The following is a 26,575-nucleotide window of genomic DNA, read 5'->3' on the forward strand; positions in this document are numbered from 1 at the left end:
CCCTTAATCAGACGAAGGTCCAGAACTGTGTTTTGGGTGGTCATGAACTGGCACGCGCTTTATAAACAGTTTTAACGCCTGCCAATAAATGCCCCATACAACCTTGGCTGTCATCCAAGGATAACGCCACAAAATAGACGTCAAATTACCCGATGAAATAGGCTCACGTCGAAGTGACAAGGTTGCATCAAAAACACAATTCTCTAATGAATCTAGCTTTTTATTCTGCATATGTATCGCAATTTTTTGACCGGGGACCGTGCTACGCCAATCGTAGAAATGATCCATGGGATGAAACGGTGACACATGCATTGTTTTGTCTATTCTTGTACGTTGAGTATGCTTTGCTGGATCACAGGAAAATACGTAAGTCACCCGTTCTTCCCATGGTGTATTGGTCACTTCCAGCATCATGGCTTGCAATTTTTCCTGCTCGTCAAAGCAGTAATAAACAGAGATTGGGTTGATCAAATAACCAAAATAACGGGCATTTGTGAGCAGTCGAATTGGACCAGTGAGCTCAGTTCCAAGCCGCCGATTAACTTCTGCCCTGACGGCTTCCTGCAATGGAATATTAGGGTCGCCAAAGTAATCCTCACGTACAAACCGAGCAGGACGCCAAGACTTGCTAGACCAACAAACAGACTTCCCAAGCACCAGCTCGATTTCACTCAAATCGAAATACATCATGTACACGTTGTAAGTGAAATCATGATTGCGGGGGGTAAAGCGACGATGCCGCACAACCCCAGTATAGATGGCGCTTGCTAAATGTTCTGACATTACCAATCCACACCTAATGCCTTCGCAACGCGCACCCCACTCCAACACCCATCTTCGTGAAAACCATTTCGCCAATAAGCGCCACAAAACCAGGTATTCTCATGGTTAATCTCTGCCCAACGCTCTTGGGCATTAATCCCCTCTAAAGTGAACGTGGGGTGGTCGTAGTGGTAAGTTCCAATAATGCTCTTAGGGTCAATATCATCAGTGTTATTTAGAGTTACCACATAGGTTTTCTCTGTGATATCAAACCCCTGCAAGATGTTCATGTTGTAGCTCAAAGTGGCTGGCTTCGATGTGTCTTTACCAAGGTGGTAATTCCAGCTCGACCAAGCAAGTTTTGCCTTAGGCATGAGGGACGTATCCGTATGCAACACTACCTCGTTACTGCGGTATGGAATCGCCCCTAGGATCTCTTTTTCCTTGTCAGTGGCATCGTCTCCGAGCAAAGCCAACGCCTGATCGCTATGGCACGCAAACACCACATGATCAAACACACGGGGTTCTTGGTTTTCAAAATGGAGGGTGACTTGGCCAGGCTGACGTTCTACCCGTGTGATCTGGGTATTAAGCTTAATGTTTGGCTGAAACGACAAGCTCAATGGATTAAGGTAGGCCGCTGAGCCACCTTCGATCACATGCCATTGAGGGCGATTATTCACACTCAACAAACCGTGGTTTTTGAAGAAGCGCACAAAAAACACCAATGGAAAATCCAACATTTCTTCCAAGGTCGATGACCAAATAGCGCTCCCCATAGGGATCAAATAATGACTCGCGAAGAGTTCACCATAGCCTTTCTGCTTGAGATAGGTTCCTAAAGTAATAGCAGGATCCAACACGCCGGAGTCCAAGTCTTGAATGGCCGCTTTATTAAACGCCATGATGTCTTTCAGCATGCCTAGAAATGGCAAGTTAAATATATTTTTACGCTGGGCAAACAAAGAATTTAAATTGTTACCGCCGTACTCTAATCCAGTACGCTGACAACTGACACTGAAGCTCATCTCGGTCGGTTTGGTTGTGACCCCTAACTCTTCCATCAGACGGATAAAATTAGGGTAAGTCCAGTCATTGTAAACAATGAAGCCAGTGTCCACTTTAATGACAGAATCACCGTCTTTTACGTCTTTTGTAGCCGTGTGTCCGCCAATGCGAGAGTCACGCTCAAACACTGTGATTGAATGTTGTTTATTGAGTAAATATGCCGCGGTCAAGCCCGCGATTCCTGTACCGATAACAGCTATGTCCATGAAGTTTTTTTCCTATTCTATGAACCAGTACGAGCATTTCGCTTAAACCAAAGATGGGGCATCCAGCGAGATAACGCCAGTACTGCGGTCAATCGTTTAGGGAATGCGTATTCAAATACACGTTTTTCAATGGCTTTTACGATCCGTTCACTGGCCTCGTCAGACGACATGATGAAAGGCATATCAAAATCGTTTTTTTGTGTCAGGGGTGTATCCACAAAACCGGGAAGAATGCAGGTCACAGCAATATCATCTGGCGCCAAATCTAAGCGCAAAGAAGCCATCAAATAGCGCACTGCAGCTTTGCTCGCACCATAGGCTTCCGAACGAATAAAAGGCGCTTGAACCGCTTGGGAGCTGACTCCCACCAAATGCGCATTGGGTGTCTCTTTTAATAATGGTAAACAGACACGTACGGAACGCACCACTCCCATGTAATTCACTTCATTGACCCGCTCAAACAAGGACCAATCCGGATCATCCATGTTTAAGTATTCGCACGTCCCTGCATTCAAAATGGCGCAATCTAAACGTGATGTGAGTTCCGCAAGACGCTGGCTGACGACACTGACTTGCTCTTCATCGGCCACATCAAACGCTAAAAATTCCAACTGTTCAGGATACCTCTTCGATAATTCAGCCAGCTGCCCCTCTTTACGAGCCGAAGCGATGACCTTAAACCCCTTATGAAGGTAAGTTTGAGCAAGACTGTACCCCAGACCTGAACTGGCCCCCGTAATCCAAACTGTTTTTTGGCTAGGCTCCACTGTCACCTTAATCCTCCGTGCTTAAATTCTGTTTGAGTCGCTTTACCGCCCACCCCAATACAGGCACATGCTCGTAAATCATTTGCCCCATGTCGTAGACATCCTCATGGAAATAGATGCGTTCACCAAATTGAACTTGAGACATACCACGAACGACGATGGTTTCTTTACCAAGCTTTGGGTGCCGAAAATACATATTCCACTTGATGTATGCGGTATCTTTCCCGACCATCTGGTCGAGAAATTCAAAACGCCCACTTTCGACGTTTTCACACATAGCCGATAAGTAAGCATGCAACTCAGCCAACCCCGTGATCTGATGAACTGGGTCCTTGAACTTAATATTGGCAGAGTAAACATCCGCAATAGAATCCAATCGAGGATTCTTCACATCCTTGTAGAAGGATTTAAAACGCTCAATGAGCGCTAAATTTTCCTCCGAAGCGGCTTGATACATAGTTAATTACCCTTAGCGATAAATGGTGTTACCTTGTTCCTATAACTACGCTTAAAAAAAACGATCAGATCACTGATCCAATGACATAGCTCAGTGCGTATACTTACTGAGCGGAATACCTCCACTCACCAAGCTACCAGTGCACGTTTGGAGCAAAGGATGAATACAGTTTCTGATACGACGATAGAAACATCTCTACTAACTGATATTGAACGGGTCGCGAACAATCGTGACACTCAGGCATTAACACGTCTGTTTGATCACTATGCTCCCCGTGTCAGAGCGTTTTGTCTTGCGTCGCATCCAGGATCTAATTTGATGGCTGACGACATTGCTCAAGAAGTGATGATTCGCCTATGGAATAAAGCACATCTTTATAACCCATCTTCAGCATCACTGAATACTTGGGTTTTCACTATCGCTCGAAACGCCCGTATTGATTACATGCGTAAAAATGGACGCTATCAAAGCGACATCGATCCGGAGAGCTTTTGGAGTGAGATGGTGGATGAAAGTGCCGATCCGTTCAGGGAAGCACAACAGAAGCGCGATGAAACTCGCATTCGGGAGGGGCTCATGCAGCTCCCCAGTGACCAACGCCAAGTATTGTCGAAGGTATATTTAGAAGGTAAAAGCCATTCTGAAGCTTCCGAAGAACTTGGATTGCCGTTAGGCACTGTCAAATCTCGTGTGCGTCTCGCATTAAACAAGTTATCCGTTTTTATTAAGAGGTAGTCGTTATGCTTTGCTACCATCCATCTTTAGACATGTTAGTTGACTATTCGTCTGGTGCCCTGGCGCTGCCACATGCTTTAGCCGTGTCTGCTCATTTGGATCAATGCGCCGAGTGTCGCGAACAACTTAAACGTCTCAATACGCTTGGGGCAGAACTCTTTTCTGAGCAGCCAACCAGTGCTTCTGATAGCCAGTTGTCAGCCCTAAAAGCCAATGTGCTAGAAGCCATTCAAGGGCAAACAGAGGTCTCAGCTAAGACAGAAGTTACTCAAGCTTCTGAGCTTAATGAAACCCTTAAAGACATTCCTGCTTCGCTACGTCGCTTGATTCCAAAAGGCTTCGATAGCCTAAGTTGGATGAGTCTCACACCGTCATTCAAGTTGGCGATGCTCAGCAGTGAACCCGGTGGTGCCCAAGTGGCTTTATCGCGTATCAAAGCCGGTGCGCACATGCCTACCCATACTCACACTGGCAACGAAATTACGCTGGTTTTGACAGGAGCCTTCTCCGATGAAGAAGGGGTCTATCGTCGCGGAGATTTCATCTGTCGTAACGATGATGACAAGCATAAGCCTCGGGTTACCAAAGACGCGGAATGTATTTGTTTGATCGTTCTCGATGCGCCCATCGAGTTCACCGGATGGCTGACTCGATTCTTGAACCCCATCATGCGTCGTTTCCATCCGAACAATACCCCAGCCGAGGCATAGATCGTCTAAAAAATAAACTCAAGCCAGGGAAGGCGAAATTTGATATGATCACAGATACATCAATTGAAAAGAATAAGGGAACAGATTATGGCGACTAAGAAGAAGCAACCAGCAGCGGTGGAAACCTCTGACTCAATTGCTAAACAAATGGAAGAGTTTTTATCCCGTGGCGGCCAAATCGAACAAATCGATTCTGGCGTCAGTGGACAAACCAATTTCAAGGGATCTCGCCACATCACGCTCGGTAACAGCAAGCCGAAAGCTGAGTAAGCCGACTCTCTAAGATCTTAACAAGCCGACCTCCTGAGTCGGCTTTTTTATACCCATTTGCCACAAGCGATCCGCTGTCATCAAGCCTACATAAAAGCGTCACCGACTTGTCATGTACTAGTCATAGCCTATTCATTAGATGATACAGGCTAACGGAGCGCATCGTGCTACAAGTCGAACAACTGATTGCAGACAAATCCCCTCAATTCTTTGAAAAAAGCCCCTTAATAACCAAGCCCACATTGAGTTTGTTAAAGCGGCTGTTTCATGAATCCGAAGTCAACGATTTTCTGGAGCATAACGGTGACTGCATCGGTTTTGAATTCATCGACCGAGTACTGGATCATTTCAACTTTGGCTATCAAGTCAGCCAAGTGGACCGCCGCAATATTCCAGCGGTGGGGCGAACTCTAATCGTCGCCAACCATCCTCTTGGGGCACTTGACGGCCTCGCTATACTGCGCCTAATCGGCGAGATTCGCACGGATGTCAAAATCGTTGCCAACGACTTACTGCTAGGATTCGATGCTTTAAAAGGATTGGTTCTGCCAGTGGACAATATCGGCGGTAAAACTGGGCGCTCACAACTAAAAGCCATCATGGATTGTCTACATAGGGAAGAAGCAGTCATCATCTTCCCTGCTGGGGAAGTCTCTCGACTGTCTCCAAGCGGAGTAAAAGACCTAGCTTGGAACTCAAGCTACTTAAAGATCGCCCAAAAAACCAATAGCCCTCTTTTACCTGTGCATATTGGTGGCCGAAACTCCATGCTGTTTTACACCAGCTCATGGATCTATCGCCCCCTGTCTACGGTTCAACTGGCCAATGAAATGTTCCGCCAGCGAAATCGTCGCATTCCTATGCAAGTGGGCCAACCTATTCCAATTCAAGAATTGGCGCGTTTACCCTTAAGCACCAAAGAAAAGAACAAACTGGTTAAGCGCCATCTTTACCGTATTGCCAAGGGTCGTAAACCGCTTCTTAAAACAGAAAAAACCGTTTCTCACCCACAAAACCGCCAACAACTGAAAGCAGAGCTCAAACGAGCGGAGCACCTGGGCAGTACCAAGGACAATAAACAAATCTATCTTGTAGACTACGAACACGACTCTAGTTTGATGCAAGAGATCGGTCGCTTACGGGAAGTTGCTTTTCGTAAAGTGGGGGAAGGGACTGGTGAGAAAAAAGATTTAGACAAATATGATCAATACTATCGCCATCTAATTCTTTGGGATGAAGACGAGCTTGAAATCGTCGGGGCCTACCGAATTGGCGAAGTCTACAAATACCTGCAGGCGGATCAGGATCAAACCATCTACAGCGCAAGCTTATTTAGTTACAGCTGTGATATGGAGCCCTATTTTATGCAAGGCATTGAATTAGGACGCAGTTTTGTACAACCCAAATACTGGGGCAAACGTAGCCTTGACTATCTTTGGTATGGCATTGGCGCTTATTTGGTGCGCCACCCAGAAGTGCGTTTCATGTTCGGCCCTGTCAGTCTGAGTGGTAATGTGCCAGACATTGCCAAAGATATGATCGTCTACTTCTACCGTACCTATTTCTCTGATCCTGAGTATTTGGCCTCCTCCTACACTCCCTACCGTATCTCTGTAGACAACCAAGCCCTAATGAAAAGCTATTTCGTCGGCAACAACTACGAAGAGGATTTTCGTACCCTGAAAGAGCAATTAGGCAATGTAGGAGCTGCTGTACCGACTTTATTTAAACAGTACAGCGAGCTGTGTGAAGACGATGGCGTACGCTTCTTAGATTTCGGCGTAGATGCTGACTTTGGCTACTGCATCGATGGACTCGTACTTGTCGACCTAAACAAAGTCAAAGACAGCAAGCGTAAGCGCTACTTGGAAGCAAACGCCGAGCACTAATGGCGATGATGATCATGGTGTTTACCATGGTCATGGTGCTTGATGTACCACAGGTAAGAAAGTTTCGCGACGAACGCGACAGCGAGAACAATGAGAACAATGTGAGCAAATTCCATAAGGGTCACCTCTTATTGTTTTTTGATGTTCACCATGAAGTTTAGCGTCAGGCGCTAGAATATTGTGCATATTTTAAACAAAACGCCCTCATATTTAGCGTTTTTAGTATGTTGATTAAGTTATAACGCCAAAAACAACCCGAACTTGGGGATAAAACCATGTTTTATCCCCATTGGCGTGAGACTTGCTTTGCATCTTTCAGGTGTTCATAACTTCTACACCCATTCATACCAGACTCAAGGAGCTGAAGATGATTGAAAAGACCTACTTAAAAACCAAGCCTGAATGCAAAGTGAAATTTGCGCTACCAGCAGACGCTCTAAATGGAGCGAAGAATGTCGCCTTGGTAGGAGATTTCAACAACTGGGATGAGACAGCCACGTTAATGCGTAAGCAGAAGACAGGTGTGTTCGCCTCGACTATTAACCTAGAAAAAGACAAGCAGTATCAGTTTCGATACCTTGTTGACGGTACCACTTGGGTCAATGATGAAAGTGCGGACGCCTATATTCCGAGCCCTGTCAGTCATGACCAAAACTGCGTGATCGACATTTAATCCATAAGCGTTCGACCTACTTTTGCAAAAGCCCTGATGCCTCACTAATCAGGGCTTTGTTGCGCCTGAAAGAAACATTTTTAAGCCCCAAAAGCGTCTACTTCACCCTCAAAATTTATCCGTTTTAACCGAAGGTGGTGTCAAAACCACTTAATTTCTGTACAATTGGTTTTTATTAAACGCGCGTTTAATAAAAATTAAATGCCGATCATTTAGTTAACGACACGCGCTAAACTTTTAACACACAGCACATACGCTGATCGATTCTGAGAGGTGAAACATGGCACATAAGCAGCAATACATTCACGGCCGCTACCTTGCATCAACGACGGGTGAAACCTTCGAGACACTGAACCCAGCAACAGGTGAAGTACTTGCAACCATAGAACTTGCAGGGGAAAAAGAACTGCAAGCAGCCATCGACTCTGCCAAGAAAGGTCAGCAAGAATGGGCTGCCATGAGCGGTGTTGAACGTGGACGTATCCTTAAACGTGCAGCGGATCTGCTACGTCAATACAACGATGAAATCGCCGCCTTGGAAGTACAAGACACAGGCAAGCCGATGCAAGAAGCCATGGTTGTTGATATTCAAACCGGTGCAGATGTAATCGAATACTACGCAGGCCTTGCAGATAAAATCCAAGGGGATTTCCAAGACCTAGACGCAGACAGCTTCTACTACACTCGCCGTGAGCCCCTAGGCATTTGTGCGGGTATCGGTGCCTGGAACTACCCAGTGCAGATCGCTTGTTGGAAATCCGGTCCAGCCCTAGCCGCTGGTAACGCAATGATTTTCAAACCTTCTGAAGAAACCCCTCTGACCGCTTACCGTCTTGCGGAAGTTTTCACCGAAGCGGGTCTTCCTGATGGCGTATTCAACGTGGTTCAAGGGGACGCTCGTACAGGTCAGCTCATCACAAATCACCCTGAAATCGACAAAGTTTCTTTCACTGGTGAAGTAGGTACTGGCAAAAAAGTCATGTCCGCTGCCGCCTCTTCTCTAAAAGAAGTGACCATGGAACTTGGCGGTAAGTCTCCGCTAATCATTTTCCCAGACATGCCCGTCGACCAAGCGGTTTCTGGTGCCATGTTGGCAAACTTCTACACCCAAGGTGAAGTGTGCACCAACGGCACTCGCGTATTCGTTCACGAAGACATGCTAGAGGCTTTCACAAAAGAGCTGAAAGCCCGCACTGAAGCCATGATCATCGGTGATCCGATGGACATGAATACCCAAGTCGGCTCGCTCATCAACAAAGACCATATGGAAAAAGTGCTTGGCTACATTACGGCAGCTCAAGAAGCGGGTGCCACACTGCTGTGTGGTGGCGAGCAATACACTGCTAATGGTTGCGAAAAAGGGGCTTTCGTTGCTCCAACGGTCTTCACAGATTGCACCGATGATATGCCACAGGTACGTGACGAAATCTTCGGACCTGTCATGTCAGTATTAAGCTTCAACGATGAGGCGGATGTGATTCGCCGCGCTAACGACACAAAATACGGCCTTGCAGCAGGCGTCTTCACCAAAGACATCAGCCGTGCACATCGCGTCATCAAACAGCTAGAAGCGGGTATTTGCTGGATCAACACTTGGGGCGCTTCTCCGGCTGAAATGCCAGTCGGTGGCTACAAAGAGTCCGGTGTCGGTCGTGAAAACGGTCTTGAAACTCTGCGCCAATACACTCAAGTGAAGAGTGTGCTGGTTTCTATGACAGATATTCCTAGCCCTTACTAACGGAGGATCCGAGCGATGGTCAACGAACAGTTTGATTACATCATTGTTGGGGCGGGCTCAGCTGGCTGTGTGCTAGCCGATCGCCTAACTGAAAGCGGTGAACACAAGGTTCTACTGGTAGAAATGGGAGGCTCTGACAAAAATATCTTTATTCAGATGCCAACCGCACTGTCCTACCCAATGAACACAGATAAATTCGCATGGCAGTTTCATACGGACAAAGAAGACGGTCTAGACGGCCGTGAAATGCACTGTCCTCGAGGCAAAGTACTGGGCGGCTCTTCCTCCATCAATGGCATGGTGTATGTACGTGGCCATGCATGCGACTTTGATGAATGGGAAGAAAACGGTGCAGCTGGTTGGAACTACCAAACGGTACTACCTTACTTCAAACGTGCTGAAACATGGCGCGATGGAGAAGACACTTACCGAGGCGGTTCTGGCCCATTGTCGACCAACAACGGCAATGACATGCGCCTAAACCCACTTTACCAAGCTTTTATCAATGCTGGGGAAGAAGCAGGGTACGGTCAAACGGAAGACTACAATGGCTACCGTCAAGAAGGCTTTGGCCCTATGCACATGACGGTAAAAGATGGCGTGCGTGCGTCCACATCTAATGCTTACCTACGCCGTGCAATGAAGCGCCCAAATTTGACCGTACGAACGGGTGTTCTGAGTAACAAGGTTGTGGTGCAAAACAAGGTAGCGATTGGTCTTGAGTACAGCCATAACGGCGTTGACGCCACAGCGACCGCATCAAAAGAAGTCATCTTGAGCGCTGGCTCTATCGGCTCACCCACTTTGCTACAACGTTCAGGCATTGGCCCTAAAGACGTACTAGAAAAAGCCAAGGTTCCATTGGTGCACGAGTTGCCTGGGGTCGGAGAGAACCTGCAAGACCATTTGGAAGTCTACTTCCAATACTGGTGTAAAAAGCCTGTGACCTTAAACAGCAAGCTGGGACTCATCAGCAAAGGCATGATCGGTGCTCGATGGATTCTTTTTAAAGACGGTCTTGGGGCAACTAACCACTTTGAATCTTGTGGCTTTATCCGCTCTCGTGCGGGTCTAAAAGCCCCCAACATTCAATACCACTTCCTACCTGCTGCCATGCGCTATGACGGCCAAGCAGCTGTGGATGGTCATGGTTTCCAAGTACATGTGGGCCCCAACAAACCAGAGAGCCGCGGTAAAGTATGGATCGAATCCAACGATCCAGCGGCACAGCCACGCATTGTGTTCAACTACATCAGCACGGAACAGGACAAACAAGATTGGCGCGACACCATTCGTCTTACCCGTGAGCTGCTTCAGCAATCCGCATTGGACGAGTTCCGTGGTGAAGAAATTCAACCAGGAATGGACGTGCAAACCGATGAACAAATTGATCGTTGGGTAAAAGACAACGTAGAGAGTGCTTACCACCCATCTTGTACTTGTAAAATGGGTTCAGATGACGACCCTATGGCCGTTCTGGATGCAGAATGCCGCGTACGAGGTATTGAGCAACTACGAGTGGTGGATTCCTCCATCTTCCCAACCATCACCAACGGCAATCTAAACGCACCAACTATCATGGTTGCGGAGCGTGCTGCAGACATGATCCTTGGCAAATCATTGCTACCAGCTGCCGATGCGCCTGTTTGGATTCACCCAGAGTTCGAAACGAAACAACGCTAACCACCTCGTTAGGTTGATTCCGCTTGGCCCCTTTATGGGGCCTTTTTTATGCAATCATTATCGTCTTGGCAACCGCCAGAACAACAGAATATTGGTTAGGGCTGACGCCACGTAGGTCATGGCGCAGGCCGTAAGGATTTTGCGCACTTTAGGGATATCTTGACTGGGCAGGTAGCGCCCTTTTCTCAAGATAGGCAGCGCTTTGTTAAAGCTCGCATCCCATTCCTCTGGCAAAATGGCCAGCTGGATAAAGACCGTCATCAGCCCCAAGGTCCCCACCACCAGCACATGCAATAAAGGCGTATAAGGCAAGCGCAACACGGCACTCAAGATCGGCCATGCAAACAACATAATCGCAGCAAGTCGCTGTAACACCATCGCTGCTGGTAAATACCGGGTACGCAGACGCGCCACGGTTTCATTACGATGATGAGCAATGGCATGCCCTACTTCATGGGCCGCCACGGCGACGGCGGTTAAAGAACGTTCGTTTAATACATAGGGACTTAGGCGAACCTTTCGCTCCAAGATATCGTAATGATCCTTACCCTCTGGCGCAGCTTCTACGGTGACACCTTCCAGCTCATATTTCTGGATTAGATGCACCGCTAATTCCCCTCCCGTCCCCGGTAAATCGGTACGTGGCGCACGATATCGCTTAAGTATGTGTTTTACCCATAGTTGTGGACCAAAAAAAAGCACTAACACCACAACCAATAACAGTACATAAATCATTAAACGCCCCACTAACGAATAAATTAGGCCTCATTTTTTGACCCAGAAGAGGACCCGCCCTACACTGAATTCAAAGCACGGAGCCAACTATGCGAAACCCACTGATCCCAAACATTTTAGCGCTTCTACGGGAACATCCAGAAGGAATCTCGGAGTACACCTTGCTAAAAGCACTAAAATCGGAACGCCCCGAATTAGACAAGCTAGCCGAAGATGCCAATCTCACTTTGTTCCGACAGCACTTTCTAATTATGAATGCTCTCTACCAACTGCAAACCAGCCTTTGGCAAGAAGAGCGCTTGGCTCTCACCATCACTGCCACACACATAAAAGTCCATGGGGCCAGCGAACTGGAAATCAGCAGCACCACTACTTTGTCCGACAGTGTTGACGCCAAGCTCGCCGCCTACTATCTCGATTGGAACGAATACGTGCAAACGGACGAAGAAGACGTCAGTCGTTTGCTCGACAGTTTTTACCACGGTGTCTTTAACGTGGACGTGCGTAAAGAAGCTTTAAAGACGCTGGAGTTAGACGAAAGCTTCCTAGATGATAAGGAAGGCATCAAACGCCAATATCGTAAACTGGCCCACGCGGCCCACCCAGATCGAGGCGGAGACACGGATGTGTTTATTACTTTACGACAAGCTTATGAGTGTTTAATCCATTCTCATTCGTGAACTTTCTTTGTTCCATTTACTCATACGCCATACCAACAACAAACTTTCCAATTCTATGATGACACGATCGTTACTTTTACTGCTGCCTATATTTATTCTCAGCGCCTGTTCCACTCGAGAAATCGACTCTTCCAACGAATTTCCTAATAATGGACGAGATGAAACCGCTTTCAAACGAGACACCTTATATTTAGACGAGCGACTGCCCCCTGGGTTCCCAATGCCTGATGAGAGTTTCAAAGAGGGCTTAGGGCAACAAATCCGTTATTTGGATCGAATTTCAGCCCAAGATTACAGCGTTGGCAACCTGCAAATAAGTCGGGATGATCTGCGCGCCACTGCCAGTGAACTGCAGATGTGGCTTAATGACCCCACTTATTGGCCAGCGCTCAGCGCCTATCAGCTGGCTGGCCAAGACCAACGGGGCAATGTACAGATTACCGGGTACTACGTCCCTGTATTGGAAGTCAGACACCAACCGGATGCCCTATATCGCTACCCGCTGTACCGCAAACCAACACCTGTGAATGGCGCACCTTTGCCCACTCGAGATCAAATCGACTTTGAGGGCGCTTTGGATGGACAAGGCCTCGAATTAGCCTATACCTCAAGCCTTGTAGACAATTTCTTTCTTCATGTCCAAGGCTCAGGGGTCGTGGAATTTGAAGACGGTGAGCGCCGCTTGTTTTCTTGGGGAGGGGCCAATGGTCATCCTTACCGTAGCCTAGGGAAAGTGCTGATTGAACGAGGAGAAATCGACCGAGAACATGTCTCTGCTCAATCTATTCGCTCTTGGTTAGCGGAGCATCCTGAGCAAATGAGAGAAGTGCTTGCCACCAACCCGAGTTACTTATTTTTCAGCGAAGGTTTAGACAAGCCTGTCGGAGCCGCCAATGTCCCCTTAACCCCTTTGTACTCAGTGGCCGTAGATCCTGCTGTCATCCCATTGGGCAGCATTCTGCTGGGAGAAGTGCCTAAGTTAAACGAACAAGGTCAGCTCATTGGCCACGAATTTCGCTTGTTATTGGCACAAGACAAGGGGGGCGCAATCAAAGGGCCAGGACATATAGATTGGTATCAAGGGATTGGAGAGGATGCCCATTTTCACGCAGGGCAACTAAAACACTTCGGCCGCGTATGGTTACTGTTACCACGGGCGGCCGAGTCTACTGCCTTAGTCAAAACGCCTTAGCGTAATGTGAAGGAAACGGGCAGTGTGATGCTTAATGGTTCGCTGCCCATTTCCAGCGAGAAGGCTGGCAGAGGCTGTGCTCGCTTCACCATGTCGATGGCAGCATTATCCAATCTTCGTGAACCGGAGCTTTCCACAACCTTAATATTGCTGGCATCGCCGCTTGGATGTGCCACAAAGGAAATGGTAACAACCCCTTCTTCCCCACGTCGGCGAGACTGACGTGGATAACGCTTGGTACTGGCAAGCTTCGCTGCCAATTCCGAATAATAAGTTGCTTGAGCGCCCGCCTGTCCACCATTGGTAGACGCATTAGATTTACCCGTTGTCGCCTTCTGCTTCACTGTGGTTTGTTCTGCATTGGCTTGATCCACCACCTTTGGAGCGGGCGTTGGAGCAGCTACCGGCTTCGGCTTAGGTTCTGGCTTTGGCTCAGGTTTAGGTTCTGGCTTTGGCTCAGGTTTAGGTTCTGGCTTTGGCTCAGGTGTCGGTTCTGGCTTTGGCTCAGGTGTCGGTTCTGGCTTTGGCTCAGGTTTCGGTTCTGGCTTTGGCTCAGGTTTAGGTTTCGGTTCTGGCTTTGGCTCAGGTTTAGGTTTAGGTTCTGGCTTTGGCTCAGGTTTAGGCTCAACGATTGGTGGAGCCACCACTTCACTTTCCTGTTTAACCTCTACTTCCTCTTGAGGAGGCTCAATGATTGGCTCAGGTTCTACGACTGGTTCAGGTTCAGGCTCTGGTTCGGGCTCTGGTTCAGGTTCAACAACAGGTTCTGGCTCTATTTCAGGTTCGGTTTCTACCACTGGCTCTGGGGGTGCAACTTCCGCTTGAGCCACGACCGTTTCTGTTTCTGCGCCCATATCACCGAGCATCCCTAGATCAAACTCAACCCCTTGAGTGCCTTGATCAATACTGCCATCTTGCTGATGGTAAAACGCCGTGTAAAAAGCGCCTGCATGAAGGGACACGGCGACACTACCCGCAACGATCCAATGGTACTTCTTCACAATTACGATCCTTGTCCGAGCTGCGTCGCAACACTCACTTTGGTTAAGCCACTTCGACGAATCGCAGAAAACAATGGTCTCAAGCTGGCAATATCCAGATCACCATCCGCTTTAATCTGCACCCAAAAAGCCTCAGGGTCAGAGCTACCTTCAAATAAGCCTGTTAAGTTCTGCTCGATATTTTCGAGCTGAACTAGGTCATCGTTAAGGTAAATGTCACCGTTTGCTCCCATGACTATCATGGCATCAGGGTCATTCTCTGGGCGTGTTTCATTAATAGAGTTAGGAGGGTTGACCTGAATCGGGTCAGATTTTTGAATCTGCCCCGCCACCATAAAGAAGATCAACATTAAGAACACAACATTGATCAACGGAATGACACTGTTGTCGCTGCCCGCATCCCGTTGGGCAATAAACTTTCGATCAATATTCATGGTTTGGGTTCATTAAATGCATTCGCAATGGACAGCTTCTCTGCCCCTTGAAGTTTAAGCTGGTCAGCCAGTGTCATGAGGGTTTGCAATGCCACATTGTCATCAGCCTTTAGCACAAACAGCTGGCCTTCATGCTGTTGCACTAAGTCACGAATGCGATTGCCATTGGTTAATGCAATAGGACTACCCTCAAACCATACTTGGCCATCGTTGGCGCGCAACTCAAATACAGCTGGCGGCGCTGGATCTTCGCTGGCGATAGGCGTTTCTGAAGGCGTTGATAGGGGCGTATCAACGGTACGCCACGCCACAAAAGTCGACGTCAGCATGAAGAAAAGCAAAAGAATAAACACCACATCAATGAGTGGTGTAAGGCTGATTAACTGTTTGCGACGGGGCTGCTCAAGATTAAGCGGCATGCAAGGCTCCGCGAGCGGCAACCACTGCAGCTAGGCGTTCACCTTCTTTAGACGTAAACACTTGAGTCACGGCATCATTCATAATGTGAGCAATGCGTTCAACCTTGCGCTCTAACCAAGCATGAAGAGCCACTACAGGGATTGCGACCGTAATACCCACCGCAGTCGTTAAAAGTGCCTGCCAAATACCACCAGACAGCACGGAAGGGTCAACTTGGCTACCAGCAGATTCCATGCTTTGGAAGGCTGTAATCATCCCCAGTACTGTACCTAGAAGACCGAGTAACGGGCTTAAAGAAGCAATAATCTCTAATGGACGCAGGTTTGAGCGAAGGGTGTGCAAGGTGTTTAGAGCTCGACGCTCAGCTTCTTCTCTTACTGTTGCCACATCTCGGCTTGTGCTACGTAGTGCCTCCATGCTGTAAGCGACTATGCTTTCTACAGGACGCTTATCCGACAGCATAGCAATGGCACCGTCCGCATCACGGTTGCGCCATGATTCTAGTGCTAGGTCTAGGGCTTTGCGGCTCTCTGCACGTAACGATGTTAGTTGCCAGAACTTCACCATAACAATAGTGAGCGCAATAACAGAGAACCCCATCAGGATCCAAACAACAGGGCCCCCGATGATAAGGAATTCTTGAATTTGACTAAGTGTGTTGTCCATTACCTTGCTCCATAAATAATAACAAGCCTCCTAATGATATTTATTCTCAACTGCATTTACAACAATTAGCTCAAATATAAAGTGTAAATCTGATTCCAAAATCGCAACGTATTAGTCCTTAGTATGAAAGGAGAAGTCCATGAAGATCGGATTAGTATGGTTTGGTGATGACCTCCGTTGTGCCGACCAAAAGATACTCTGGCGCGCCGCCCAAGAAGTCGACCAGTTAGTCTGCGTGTATTGTGATGAGCCCCACTTACATCAACCTAATCGCTATGGTTTACAAGGCATGTCCAAGCAACGTCAGCGCTTTCTAACCGAAGGGCTCGATGAACTTTCCCGTGGTTTAAATGGACTGGGGCAAAACTTATATGTAAGCCGTCATACGGCCCACTCTACTATTGCTTTACTGCTCAACAGTCTGCCGATCTCCCATGTGTATCGGAACCAACATTCTGGTCACAACGAACGCCAGACGCTGATGCGATTGTCCGAGCGATACACGGATGTGGCATTCCACGAAGAAGACGGCCTAACCCTATTTAGCGCAGCACAGCTTCCTTTTGAGCTGGAACAACTGCCCGCTTCTTTCTCAAAGTTCCGCCGTTTGATCGAAGAACTTCCTGTGGAATCACCTCTTCCTGAGCTAGACGAATTACCCCCTGCTCCTAAGTTCAACCTAAATGGCATCGCTCCTTGGCCACTTAAAAAACGCTCCGACCACAGCACCTTTAATGGTGGCGAGCTGGCAGGCTTGAACCAACTCAGCGACTATTTCGCCACTGATCTGGCGTCCCATTACAAGCAAACCCGGAACGAATTGGATGGTTGGGAGAGCACCACAAAGTTTTCTCCTTGGCTTGCCCAAGGCAGTCTTTCAGCACGACAAATTCGCGCTTGCCTAGATGTGTATGAACGGGATCATGGGGCCAATGAGTCTACCTATTGGATCTTCTTTGAGTTGTTATGGCGAGAGTATTTTCATTGGTACGCCATCTTGCATGGCAAGCATCTCTTCAAACAGGACGGTCCTTTCAAACGCCCTTTCCGAGGCAGCTTCTATCCAGAGCGATTCAAGAAGTGGTGCCAAGGCAACACTCCTTATGCATTGGTAAATGCTTGCATGAAGCAGCTCAAGGAAACAGGCTTTATGAGCAACCGGGGACGTCAAATAGTGGCCAGCTGTCTAATCTACGAACTCGGCATTGATTGGCGCTATGGTGCGGCGTATTTTGAGCAACAATTGCTTGATTATGATGTGGGCTCCAACTGGGGTAATTGGCAGTACATTGCTGGTGTCGGTGCCGACCCTCGCGGCGGACGGCATTTTAATATCGCCAAGCAAACTGAGATGTATGATCCCGAGCACCATTTTATTGAGAAATGGTGTGGCCATAATTTTGACGCTCAATTGGATTCGGTGGATGCCGCCGATTGGCCCATTTCGCCTTCCCAGTAACCATGTCACACACACCTTCTGAACTCGAGACACCCGTGGTGGTTTGGCTAAAACGTGATTTGCGTTTAACCGACCATGCCCCGTTACATAGCGCTCATCAATCGGGGCGGCCGGTGTTGCTGCTTTATATTTTTGAACCCGAGTTAATTGACGATCCCCATTATGAGGATCGTCATTGGCGCTTTGTTTGGCAATCCCTGCTGGATTTGAATCGACAATTGGCTCCTTATAACAGTCAAATCCATTTGGTTTGGGGAAACACTCTGGAGGCTCTCAACTCTCTGCAGACACAAACCGGCTTCCGAGAGCTATTCAGCCATCAAGAAATTGGTATCAACCTTACCTTTGCTCGAGACAAAACCGTGGCTAAGTGGTGTGTGGAGCAAGACATTCAATGGCGTGAGTTTCAAACCGGTGCAGTGATCCGCGCTCTTAACAACCGAGACAGTTGGGATAAAGACTGGCAAACCATGATGCGAGCCCCCTTAGAAAATATATCGCTGTCATCGGTTCGTTGGTTTGATGTTAAACCTTTGCCTGAATTGGATGAGTCCATCATTCCTGACACTTGGCAGCAGCCACAAAAAGGCATGCAAACTGGCGGCCCTAGCCTCGCCTGGCAAACACTGCATAGTTTTTATGAAGAGCGAGGTCAAAACTATTATCGCTCCCTTTCAAGTCCTCTCAGCAGCCGCTCTGCCTGCACTCGCCTGTCGCCTTATTTAGCTTGGGGAAATATTAGTCTGAGGGAGGTGTATCAGGACCTGTTATCACGCTGGCACACTAAAGGCTGGCGGCGCACTCTCGTCGCGTTAAGCTCAAGACTTCACTGGCATTGTCACTTTATGCAAAAGTTTGAAAGCGAGTCGGACATGGAATTCCGACCAGTCAATCGTGCTTACACCCTATTTCCATATCGCGAGGTTGCAAGCTGTCAGGAGGATTTGCGAGCATGGCAGATCGGGCAAACGGGCTACCCAATGATTGATGCCTGTATGCGGGCTTTACACTCTACTGGGTATATAAACTTTCGCATGCGCGCTATGCTCGTCAGCTTTTTATGCCACCACTTAAATATCGATTGGCGTCTTGGGGTACATCACTTAGCGCGCCTGTTTCTCGATTTTGAGCCAGGCATCCATTATCCACAATTTCAAATGCAAGCAGGTGTGACGGGGACCAATACCATCCGCATTTACAATCCGCTCAAACAATCTCAAGACCAAGACCCAGAAGGTGACTTCATCCGCCGCTGGGTGCCAGAATTGCGCGATGTACCGGCTCCGTTAATCCATACACCTTGGGAGATGACCGCCATGGAAGAAGCACTGCACCAGTGCCATATAGGCAAAGATTATCCTGCCCCGATCATCGATCTGGGAGCAGCGGCCAAGGCCGCACGAGAGCGGCTTTGGGGATACCGCAAACACCCTGAAGTTCAAAGTGAAAAGCAGCGCATTCTGAGCCGCCATGTGCGCTCACCTAACCAAGCTGCAAAACAGGCCCGTGCTACACGCAAGGACCAATCGGAGACACCGTCATGACCCAATACCACACGCTTCGGGTGATTCTTGGCGATCAACTCAACGCTGGTCATAAATGGCTACGTAAAGTGGACGATGGCGTCCTTTACCTGATGGCAGAGTTACACCCTGAAGCCACCTATGTAAAACACCACTTTCAAAAGTTATGTGCTTTCTTCCTCGCTATGGAAAAGTTCTCTGAGGCGCTACAAGAAGCTGGGCACCAGGTACGCTTTTTGACCCTTGATCACACTCAAGACAAAACACTGGCCTCTCTCATTATGGAAACAGCCAATGAGATAGGCGTCCGCCGCATTGAATTGCAGCGTCCAGACGAATATCGAGTGTTGATGGAATACAAATCCGTGGCAGAAAAGGCCGTGCAGTCCGTCTCCCTCCACGATACACAGCACTTTATGCTGCCTTTCGACGACATTCCAAAGCACTTCAAACCCAAAGCGCCTACCCGTATGGAGCATTTTTACCGCAAAATGCGCCAGCGCTTTAATATTCTAATGGAAGATGAAAACACCCCGGAGGGAGGCAAGTGGAACTTTGACAGCTCCAACCGTCATAAGCTCAAAGCAAAAGACATGGCCCATATTCCTGAACCTCTGTGTTTCCAACAGGATGTAACGACCATCAAAGAGCGCATTGAACGTCATCAGATTCCTTACTTGGGCAAACCTTGCGACACCCTACTCTGGCCGGTCACCCGTCACGATGCTTTGACCTTGCTGCAGTTTTTCTGTGATCACCTGCTGCCTAATTTTGGCCGTTTCCAAGACGCTATGACCGACCAGACACCCCACAAATGGAGCCTATATCACTCACGTTTGTCCTTTGCTTTGAACACCAAAATGATCAGCCCAAAGCATGTGATCAAAGCCGCAGTACTGACTTACGAATACCGCAAAAAAGACATCAGTATTGCCCAAGTAGAAGGCTTTGTACGGCAAATTTTAGGCTGGCGTGAATATGTGCGCGGTATGTACTGGATCAACATGCCCGACTACCACGATCAGAATGCTTTAGAGGCCCATCGAGATCTACCCTCCTATTTCTGGAATGGACATACCAAGATGAACTGTTTGTCCCAAGCCATTGGCCAATCTTTGGAATACGCCTATGCCCACCACATTCAACGTTTGATGGTAACGGGGAACTTCTGCCTTCTCACTGAAGTGGCGCCGAGCCAAGTAGACGAATGGTATCTAGGCATCTATGTGGATGCTTTGGAATGGGTAGAGCTACCCAATACCCGCAGTATGAGTCAGTTCGCTGACGGGGGCTGGATCGCCTCCAAACCCTACGCCGCCAGCGGCAGCTACATCCAACGTATGAGTGACTACTGCGCAAGCTGCCATTACGACGTGGACGAAAAAACCACTGATAATGCCTGCCCACTTAACAGCCTCTATTGGCGCTTTATGGACAAGCATCGGGAGCGTTTATTCAAAAACCCACGCATAGGTGTGATTTATGGTAACTGGGATCGCCAGGATGCCAGCTATCGCCAAGACATCTTAGATCGGGCCCAATGGTGCCTAGACAACATAGAAGAACTTTAAGCCTTTAAGAAGCGGCCGGCACAGACGTATTGCAGGTCGCTTTCAAAATACGCTGATAAACCTGCCACGCTGCAATGCCAGCACAGATGTTCGCAATGGCGGCACCGATAAAAATCCCCCATAGGCCACCGATCTGCCCACCGAGCCACAGCCCAGGTAAAAAGAAAGCAAACAAGCGTAAAGTGGAAATCCACAAAGCGCGATAGGACCGACCTAACGCATTGGCAACCGACACCATGATCATGCAAACGCCTAATGGCCCTAGAGAAATCGGAATCCAAAGCAAATGCCAAGTAACCAACTCGATCACCTCTGCATCACTGGACATGAGCGCAGCCAAAGGCGCGGCAAACCACCACACCAAGGCAGCAACCAAAGCTTGGAATCCCAGTACATACATCACAGCAATGCGCACCAGCTGCTTGATCTCAGCCACATTGCCCGCACCAAACAAACGTCCCACCATGGGTGGCAAGGTCATCGTCAACGCCAGTACAGTCACGATGGCAAAAAACTCAAAACGGGAACCCACCGCCCAAGCGGCCACCGCTGCTGTACCAAAGCCTGCCAACAGCTTAGTCGCCAAGACCGCTGAAACGGGCGGCAACAACTGACTCATCATAGCGGGCCCCATAATATGGCCGATCTTACCTAGGGTTTCACCAATATTGAGATCGCTAAAATCAAAGCTCAGCCAATGATTGGCCAACACCTTGGGGGTCATCACCAAGAGACCGATACCAAACGCCAAAATAGTCGCCACAGCGGCCCCTACAATGCCCATGTCAAAAACAAAAATAAACAGCGGGTCCAAGGCAATGTTCAGCAAGCTGGTGACAATCATCATGATGCCCGGCAGCATGGTATTGCCGTTGGAGCGACAGATGCTGTAGAAGAAGTAAATCATTGCCCCTAGCCAAGTACTGATGAGCCACCAAATCCAGTAATCATCAATGATAGGCGTCACCGAGTCCGGCGCACTCAGCATCGCCAGCACAGGGCCGCGGAAAAACCAAATCAATAAAGAAAAGACAAAAATCCCCGCCGCACCCAGCAATATAACTAATCCACCCAGCTGTTTTGCAAAGTGCGGATTATCTGCCCCTAAGGCACGGGAAATCAGCGCCGTCGTAGCGATACCAAGGCCCACTTGAAGGCCAATAAAAATCAACTGAATAGGAGCAGTGAACCCTTGTGCCGCCAAGGGAAGCACACCCAGCTGACCGATAAAGGCACTGTCTACAAGCTGAAAGCTCATCAATGACAAGATGCCAAACAGCATTGGCCAAGTCATAGAGAATAGTTGTTTTGCAACGTTTTTATTGGATTGCATGGAACTCCGAGGTCATTAGAAAAGCCGATTAATGAGCGCCATTGTACTGGAAGTTAGGGTCACTATTGTGAATTTTCCCCGCTTTTTGCTTGCTTGGCACGCTGTCGCCGACAGCGCTCAGAACAATATTTCACGTCTTCCCAGCAAGACGCCCACTTTTTGCGCCAAGCAAACGGCCGCCCACACACTAGACAGACCTTTTCTGGAAGATGTGGCTTTTTATGAGACGGCACCTTTACTCCCCTGTTTCCCCGTAGCTTGCTTTAATTCGATCCGCATAACGAAACAAACCATAGGCTGTCGCCGTAAATAAGGTAAAGCCCACCGCCAAAGGCGTGACAGAAAAGTCATAAAAACTGCCCACAATGACCGACAAAATAACGGCCAACAAACTCGACGACGATGACACCAAGGAGGAGCCTAATCCTGCGGTTTTCCCCAAGGGCTCCATGGCCAAAGCATTCACATTGCCAAACAATAAACCCAAGGTAAAAAACAACACCATACCAATACTCAAAAACAGCCACATTGGCGGAACGCCATCAAACAGAAGGCAGACACTGAGCATACTAATGGCCGCGGTAAACTTTAATTTCAGGGCAAAAGACACCACACGTCGCATTCCCAAACGCACCACAATTCGCCCATTCGTAAAAGACGCTATCCCCGCCCCGCCGGACATCAAGGCAAAGTACAAGGGAAAAGCATCCCCCACATGATACAGGTCTTGATAAATGGATTGAGCCAAGCCAATGTAAAGCATCAAACCCGAGAACATCAAGCCCGCCATCATGGCGTAGCACACCACTTCTTTACGGGCAAAAATACTGAGGGCATCCTGTACCAATCGGCCAGCATGTAAGGGTTTACGCGCTTCATGGAGCAAGGTTTCAGGCTGACGTAATATCAACCAAAGGGAGGCAATAGCGGCTTGCAGGATCAAGGCACCAAAGATCCAACGCCAGTTCCCCACCATGAGGACTAACTGCCCTAAAGAAGGCGCCAACATGGGTACCAATATAAAGATCACCATCACATAGGACATGATACGCGCCATACGGGCGCCCTTATGCAGATCTCGGATCAGAGCACGAGACGCAATCTTTGGTCCGGCGACCCCAAACCCTTGGATTGCTCGCCCTAGCAATAATGTTTCTAAGGAGTGAGCTCCCATCGCCACCAAGGTGCCCGCCATATAGATCCCCACACCGATGAGGATGCTTTTCTTGCGGCCAATAGCGTCAGACAAGGGACCGAATAACAGCTCACCAAACACCATCCCACCGATTAAGGCAGAAACCACCCATTGCATACGAGTCACATCTGCGACCTGCAGACTAAGGGCCATATCACGGAAGGCAGGCAGGACAGCGTCCATACTCAGGGCCGTGAGAGACATCATTATCGAAAATAATGCGATGAATTCTTTTTCAGACAGCGCCTTTTGGGCGCTTAGGGAGAAGCCATGGGTGAGGCGTTTCATAAGCGTTCCTTATTTTTAGGAAAGCTAGGCTAGCACAAAACACCTCACCGCACCGTTGAAAAACGGAGACTCTATTAAGCTTTTAACAGGGCTAAACTTTCTTCGGCAAAACCAGTACCGGCTTCGGTATAGAAGTTGAAGACGTTGTTAATGCCCGCCTTGACCATGTATTCACGTTCATCATGGTAACGGGCAATGGCCGCCACCTGCCCTTCAAAGCCTGCGCTGCGAAGCTGTTTCACCACGTTCACGCTGTCATCCGCAGACGGCAGTGCCAACAGAATCAGTTTCACGCCTGATAAGTCCAGGTGCTCCCAAAGGTCCACGTCTTCACCGTCACCAAAGAAAACATTCTGTTGGTCAGCTTGCATGGCCTTGATACGGAACTGATCCGCATCCATACCAGCCACTACACCGCCAGACACCATACTGTTGAGCGAGTCATAGGCACCACGTCCCACTCGACCTAGTCCTACGACCAAGATTTCCATATTTTTCGGCTGATACAAGGTATCTTCTGGTAACGCCACCGAATGCTCGTAGCGGCGAATCGTATCCTTATAGCGACGGAAGTAGCTATGAGCTTTGCGGTACAAAATACTCGTAATCACAAATGAGAAAGACACGGCTAGGGCCAAAATCACCAGCCATTCATTGCTCAACCAGCCATAACTCACACTCAAGGCCACCACAATCAAACCAAACTCACTGTAGTTTGACAGTGCTAATGCCCCCAAGAACGAAGTACGACCACGTAGACGCAAGCTGGCAAAGAAATAGAAGAACAAGACAAATTTAGCCACCAAAAGCGCCGTTAGGATCAAGCTTAAGCCAAACATTTCCCAAGTAGGTAACGCACTAAAGCCAATCGATAAAAAGAAGCCGATTAGGAACAAGTCTTTAAAATTCATTAGGGATTTATTCAGCTCCGCCGCCTTGCTGTGGGAAGCCAACAAAATCCCTAAAATCAAAGCCCCTAAATCCCCTTTGACACCCACTAGATAAAACAGCTCATAACCGCCTAAAGCAAAGAACAAGCCCGTCAGTGGCAACATTTCCCCGTGACCAGATTTATCCAAAATACGCCCCAGCACTGGACGCAGTGGAATCAAGGCAAACAACAACAAGGCCCACAGACTCGGCACCTTACCCGTTGCCAACACCAGAAACACGACCGCCACAATGTCTTGCATGACCAAGATGCCCAAGGCCAACTGACCGTGGCGAGTTTTCATCTCACCAGTTTCTTCCAGCAGCTTCACAATACATACAGTACTAGAGAAACTCAGAGCAAAACCCACTAACGCTGCAGTGCGCAGGGTCAGCACATCAAAATAATTCAGACCTATGATGCCAAGTAGAGACGCCACACCAATGATAACTATGGTCCAGGCTCCCATGTGCCCTAATGTCGAGGCCCAGACTTCCCGCTTCAACAGATCCTTCACATGAAGCTTCAAGCCAATACAAAACAGCATCAAGGTAATACCCAAATCAGACAAATGGGACAACACACTCGAAGGCTGCACCTGCATGAAGTTCAGCAAAAAGCCCGCGCCTAAAAAACCAATTAGCGGTGGTAGTTTTACCAACTTCACCGCTAGGCCACATAGAAACGCAAATAAAATCCAAATAAATTCCATAACTTTTAAAATCTAATCCATCGGTTTTAACAGAGGAGGCGCATGTTTAATGAGGCGATAACACCTCATAAACCGTTTGCGCTGACGGTATATTGAACTCAAAAAAACGATCTAAGAATGCTTTGCCACAGCGGCTTTGCCAGACTTTTTCACTTGATACATGGCACTGTCTGCCGCTTGAATCAAGGCTTCTAAATTTTTTCCGTGCTCAGGGTAGCGAGCAACCCCAATACTGGTGGTGACACAGACAGACGTTTCAGCACAGGACAACTCAATACCTTGTTGCACCGCGGCCAACACACTTTGAGCAACGTCCTCTATGGCTTCATCGTCTAACTTGCCTTCCAGCCAAATCAAAAATTCATCGCCGCCGATACGTACGACTTGCCCGACATTACGAACCAAGCGATCTATTCGCTCAGCAATGCATTTGAGTACCTGATTTCCAGCATCATGGCCGTAGCTGTCATTAATGTCTTTAAAGCCATCTAGATCCAAATATAGGATTGCCAAACCGCCCTTCTCAGATTCTGCCTGAGCAATCAGCTCGCGCTCTTTGGCTAGCATATAATGCATCGAAGGAATGCTTGTCACCGCATCGTAATGGGCCATTTGGCGCAACTGGTGCTGGGCTTTCTCCGCCGTATCCAATGCTTCATGCAACTGGGTAACATCATACTCGGACATCAAGAGTAAAAACTCCCCCGTCAAAGGGTGTCGAGTCATTCGCAGGTCTAGAGTGTGTTTTTTGATACCTTGTGATGTATTTACTTCACAGGTCCATTGACCGCCTTTGTCATGAATGGCTTGGGCTAGAACTCGCTGGCCCTCAGCCTCGTCAACAAAACGGGCCGTAAAGAACGACTTGTCTTCGGCAAACCCATCGCGTGATAAGTGTTTATAAGCTTCCGTAGCAGCGGGATTTTCCACAATGGGCTCCCCAGCAAAGGTAAAGCTCGTTACCAAGACACTGGTATAACGCATCGCTTCTACCAACAAAAGATTCTCAGGGGTTTCCCCTAAATTCACCTCTTCGTTCACAAAAGCAATGATGGCGCGATGCTTTTCAGGCCCCACTAATGCAGCACGATGGCGCATATAAATCGTTTTGGGCTTACCATTTGGGTAAGTGGTCCAAGGGTCAATGGTTAAACCATTTTTTACCGCCAACTCAAACGTCTGAGCCGTACGATCTTTCGCACCTTGTGTATCGCCAGAGAGATCTTTATTGATCAATTCATCCAAAGTCGTTAATCCCCAGAACTTAAGGGAGGCAGAATTGCCCCACCACCAGCCATGTTTGTCCAGATCGAAGATCCAAACCACATCTGGGATCAACTCAAACAGCTCAACCTGTGAGTGGTCTGATAAATGCATTAGATGGTCATATTCTGTGGACATAGAGAAGGGTTCAGGTACTTAGACAAATTAAAAACGATCTTTGAATCATAATGAGTTTACAACAAATGTCAGTAAC

The 26,575-nt window shown here is 48.2% G+C and carries 26 protein-coding genes; 12 read left to right on the plus strand and 14 right to left on the minus strand.

The annotated features are described in order from the left end of the window. Window positions 1–3: 3 nt before the first annotated feature. Genes ACZ5DR_RS03080 through ACZ5DR_RS03095 form a run of 4 tightly spaced genes read right to left on the minus strand, consistent with a single transcriptional unit; the run spans window position 4 to window position 3,260 of the window. Complete coding sequence (locus ACZ5DR_RS03080) at window positions 4–783, minus strand: DUF1365 domain-containing protein (RefSeq protein WP_377365942.1); 780 nt, start codon at window positions 781–783, stop codon at window positions 4–6. Beyond that, window positions 783–2,036, minus strand: a complete 1,254-nt coding sequence (locus ACZ5DR_RS03085) for an NAD(P)/FAD-dependent oxidoreductase (RefSeq protein ID WP_377365941.1) — start codon at window positions 2,034–2,036, stop codon at window positions 783–785. Before ACZ5DR_RS03085 ends, ACZ5DR_RS03080 begins: the two co-directional genes overlap by 1 nt. A gap of 17 nt (window positions 2,037–2,053) precedes the next feature. Next, the gene (locus tag ACZ5DR_RS03090) at window positions 2,054–2,809 is read right to left on the minus strand and encodes an SDR family NAD(P)-dependent oxidoreductase (protein ID WP_377365940.1); all 756 of its coding nucleotides are present in this window, start codon (window positions 2,807–2,809) and stop codon (window positions 2,054–2,056) included. Window position 2,810: 1 nt separating this feature from the next. After that, on the minus strand, window positions 2,811–3,260 hold the full coding sequence (locus ACZ5DR_RS03095) for a nuclear transport factor 2 family protein (RefSeq protein ID WP_377365939.1): 450 nt from the start codon (window positions 3,258–3,260) through the stop codon (window positions 2,811–2,813). 159 nt (window positions 3,261–3,419) lie between these two features. Between ACZ5DR_RS03095 and ACZ5DR_RS03100 the strand changes: the two genes are divergently transcribed. From ACZ5DR_RS03100 to betA, 7 genes are all read left to right on the plus strand, one after another. Beyond that, complete coding sequence (locus ACZ5DR_RS03100; RefSeq protein ID WP_377365938.1) at window positions 3,420–3,995, plus strand: sigma-70 family RNA polymerase sigma factor; 576 nt, start codon at window positions 3,420–3,422, stop codon at window positions 3,993–3,995. Window positions 3,996–4,000: 5 nt separating this feature from the next. Further along, complete coding sequence (locus tag ACZ5DR_RS03105) at window positions 4,001–4,705, plus strand: ChrR family anti-sigma-E factor (protein WP_377365937.1); 705 nt, start codon at window positions 4,001–4,003, stop codon at window positions 4,703–4,705. 87 nt (window positions 4,706–4,792) lie between these two features. Beyond that, the gene (locus tag ACZ5DR_RS03110) at window positions 4,793–4,975 is read left to right on the plus strand and encodes a hypothetical protein (protein ID WP_377365936.1); all 183 of its coding nucleotides are present in this window, start codon (window positions 4,793–4,795) and stop codon (window positions 4,973–4,975) included. 164 nt (window positions 4,976–5,139) lie between these two features. Beyond that, the gene (olsF, locus tag ACZ5DR_RS03115; protein WP_377365935.1) at window positions 5,140–6,864 is read left to right on the plus strand and encodes a bifunctional ornithine lipid synthase OlsF; all 1,725 of its coding nucleotides are present in this window, start codon (window positions 5,140–5,142) and stop codon (window positions 6,862–6,864) included. 367 nt (window positions 6,865–7,231) lie between these two features. Next, window positions 7,232–7,537, plus strand: coding sequence for an isoamylase early set domain-containing protein (locus ACZ5DR_RS03120; RefSeq protein WP_377365934.1), 306 nt, complete (start codon window positions 7,232–7,234; stop codon window positions 7,535–7,537). Between the two features lie 280 nt (window positions 7,538–7,817). Then, entirely contained in the window at window positions 7,818–9,275 is a 1,458-nt protein-coding gene (gene betB / locus ACZ5DR_RS03125) for a betaine-aldehyde dehydrogenase (RefSeq protein ID WP_377365933.1), read from the plus strand. A gap of 15 nt (window positions 9,276–9,290) precedes the next feature. Further along, window positions 9,291–10,958: a choline dehydrogenase gene (betA, locus tag ACZ5DR_RS03130; RefSeq protein WP_377365932.1), complete on the plus strand. Its 1,668-nt coding sequence runs from the start codon at window positions 9,291–9,293 to the stop codon at window positions 10,956–10,958. Window positions 10,959–11,015: 57 nt separating this feature from the next. Here betA and ACZ5DR_RS03135 read toward each other — a convergent pair whose 3' ends face one another. Beyond that, the gene (locus ACZ5DR_RS03135) at window positions 11,016–11,693 is read right to left on the minus strand and encodes a zinc metallopeptidase (protein WP_377365931.1); all 678 of its coding nucleotides are present in this window, start codon (window positions 11,691–11,693) and stop codon (window positions 11,016–11,018) included. An 89-nt stretch (window positions 11,694–11,782) separates the two neighbouring features. Here ACZ5DR_RS03135 and ACZ5DR_RS03140 point away from each other — a divergent pair, with 89 nt between their 5' ends. Then, on the plus strand, window positions 11,783–12,373 hold the full coding sequence (locus ACZ5DR_RS03140; RefSeq protein WP_377365930.1) for a DNA-J related domain-containing protein: 591 nt from the start codon (window positions 11,783–11,785) through the stop codon (window positions 12,371–12,373). 55 nt (window positions 12,374–12,428) lie between these two features. After that, a complete protein-coding gene (mltA, locus tag ACZ5DR_RS03145; RefSeq protein WP_377365929.1) occupies window positions 12,429–13,565 on the plus strand; it encodes a murein transglycosylase A in 1,137 nt (378 codons plus the stop codon). On the opposite strand, the gene ACZ5DR_RS03150 is transcribed toward mltA, so the two are convergent. Genes ACZ5DR_RS03150 through ACZ5DR_RS03165 form a run of 4 tightly spaced genes read right to left on the minus strand, consistent with a single transcriptional unit; the run spans window position 13,562 to window position 16,086 of the window. Further along, the gene (locus tag ACZ5DR_RS03150) at window positions 13,562–14,566 is read right to left on the minus strand and encodes an energy transducer TonB (RefSeq protein WP_377365928.1); all 1,005 of its coding nucleotides are present in this window, start codon (window positions 14,564–14,566) and stop codon (window positions 13,562–13,564) included. The two genes, mltA and ACZ5DR_RS03150, sit on opposite strands and share 4 nt — an antisense overlap. A gap of 2 nt (window positions 14,567–14,568) precedes the next feature. Continuing rightward, on the minus strand, window positions 14,569–15,000 hold the full coding sequence (locus ACZ5DR_RS03155; RefSeq protein WP_377365927.1) for an ExbD/TolR family protein: 432 nt from the start codon (window positions 14,998–15,000) through the stop codon (window positions 14,569–14,571). Next, complete coding sequence (locus tag ACZ5DR_RS03160) at window positions 14,997–15,419, minus strand: ExbD/TolR family protein (protein WP_377365926.1); 423 nt, start codon at window positions 15,417–15,419, stop codon at window positions 14,997–14,999. Before ACZ5DR_RS03160 ends, ACZ5DR_RS03155 begins: the two co-directional genes overlap by 4 nt. Beyond that, the gene (locus ACZ5DR_RS03165; RefSeq protein WP_377365925.1) at window positions 15,409–16,086 is read right to left on the minus strand and encodes a MotA/TolQ/ExbB proton channel family protein; all 678 of its coding nucleotides are present in this window, start codon (window positions 16,084–16,086) and stop codon (window positions 15,409–15,411) included. The genes ACZ5DR_RS03160 and ACZ5DR_RS03165 overlap by 11 nt, the downstream gene beginning before the upstream one ends. A gap of 139 nt (window positions 16,087–16,225) precedes the next feature. On the opposite strand from ACZ5DR_RS03165, the gene ACZ5DR_RS03170 reads away from it, so the two are divergent. From ACZ5DR_RS03170 to ACZ5DR_RS03180, 3 genes are read left to right on the plus strand one after another with little or no spacing between them, the layout of a single operon-like run. Continuing rightward, entirely contained in the window at window positions 16,226–17,545 is a 1,320-nt protein-coding gene (locus ACZ5DR_RS03170; protein WP_377365924.1) for a DASH family cryptochrome, read from the plus strand. Then, window positions 17,521–19,089 (plus strand): cryptochrome/deoxyribodipyrimidine photo-lyase family protein, encoded by a 1,569-nt coding sequence (locus ACZ5DR_RS03175; protein WP_377365923.1) that lies wholly within the window; start codon window positions 17,521–17,523, stop codon window positions 19,087–19,089. The genes ACZ5DR_RS03170 and ACZ5DR_RS03175 overlap by 25 nt, the downstream gene beginning before the upstream one ends. Further along, on the plus strand, window positions 19,086–20,639 hold the full coding sequence (locus ACZ5DR_RS03180) for a cryptochrome/photolyase family protein (protein ID WP_377365922.1): 1,554 nt from the start codon (window positions 19,086–19,088) through the stop codon (window positions 20,637–20,639). The genes ACZ5DR_RS03175 and ACZ5DR_RS03180 overlap by 4 nt, the downstream gene beginning before the upstream one ends. 4 nt (window positions 20,640–20,643) lie before the next feature. On the opposite strand, the gene ACZ5DR_RS03185 is transcribed toward ACZ5DR_RS03180, so the two are convergent. From ACZ5DR_RS03185 to ACZ5DR_RS03205, 5 genes are all read right to left on the minus strand, one after another. Then, a complete protein-coding gene (locus ACZ5DR_RS03185; RefSeq protein WP_377365921.1) occupies window positions 20,644–21,972 on the minus strand; it encodes an MATE family efflux transporter in 1,329 nt (442 codons plus the stop codon). Window positions 21,973–22,034: 62 nt separating this feature from the next. Beyond that, window positions 22,035–22,205: a DUF2256 domain-containing protein gene (locus tag ACZ5DR_RS03190; protein ID WP_377365920.1), complete on the minus strand. Its 171-nt coding sequence runs from the start codon at window positions 22,203–22,205 to the stop codon at window positions 22,035–22,037. Between the two features lie 2 nt (window positions 22,206–22,207). After that, entirely contained in the window at window positions 22,208–23,455 is a 1,248-nt protein-coding gene (locus tag ACZ5DR_RS03195) for a multidrug effflux MFS transporter (protein WP_377365919.1), read from the minus strand. 74 nt (window positions 23,456–23,529) lie between these two features. Beyond that, window positions 23,530–25,098: a cation:proton antiporter domain-containing protein gene (locus ACZ5DR_RS03200; protein ID WP_377365918.1), complete on the minus strand. Its 1,569-nt coding sequence runs from the start codon at window positions 25,096–25,098 to the stop codon at window positions 23,530–23,532. A 111-nt stretch (window positions 25,099–25,209) separates the two neighbouring features. Beyond that, window positions 25,210–26,499 carry a diguanylate cyclase gene (locus ACZ5DR_RS03205; protein ID WP_377365917.1) on the minus strand — a complete coding sequence of 430 codons (1,290 nt, stop codon included), beginning with the start codon at window positions 26,497–26,499 and terminating at the stop codon, window positions 25,210–25,212. Window positions 26,500–26,575: the final 76 nt, after the last annotated feature.

It is taken from the genome of Marinomonas vaga (assembly GCF_055388305.1).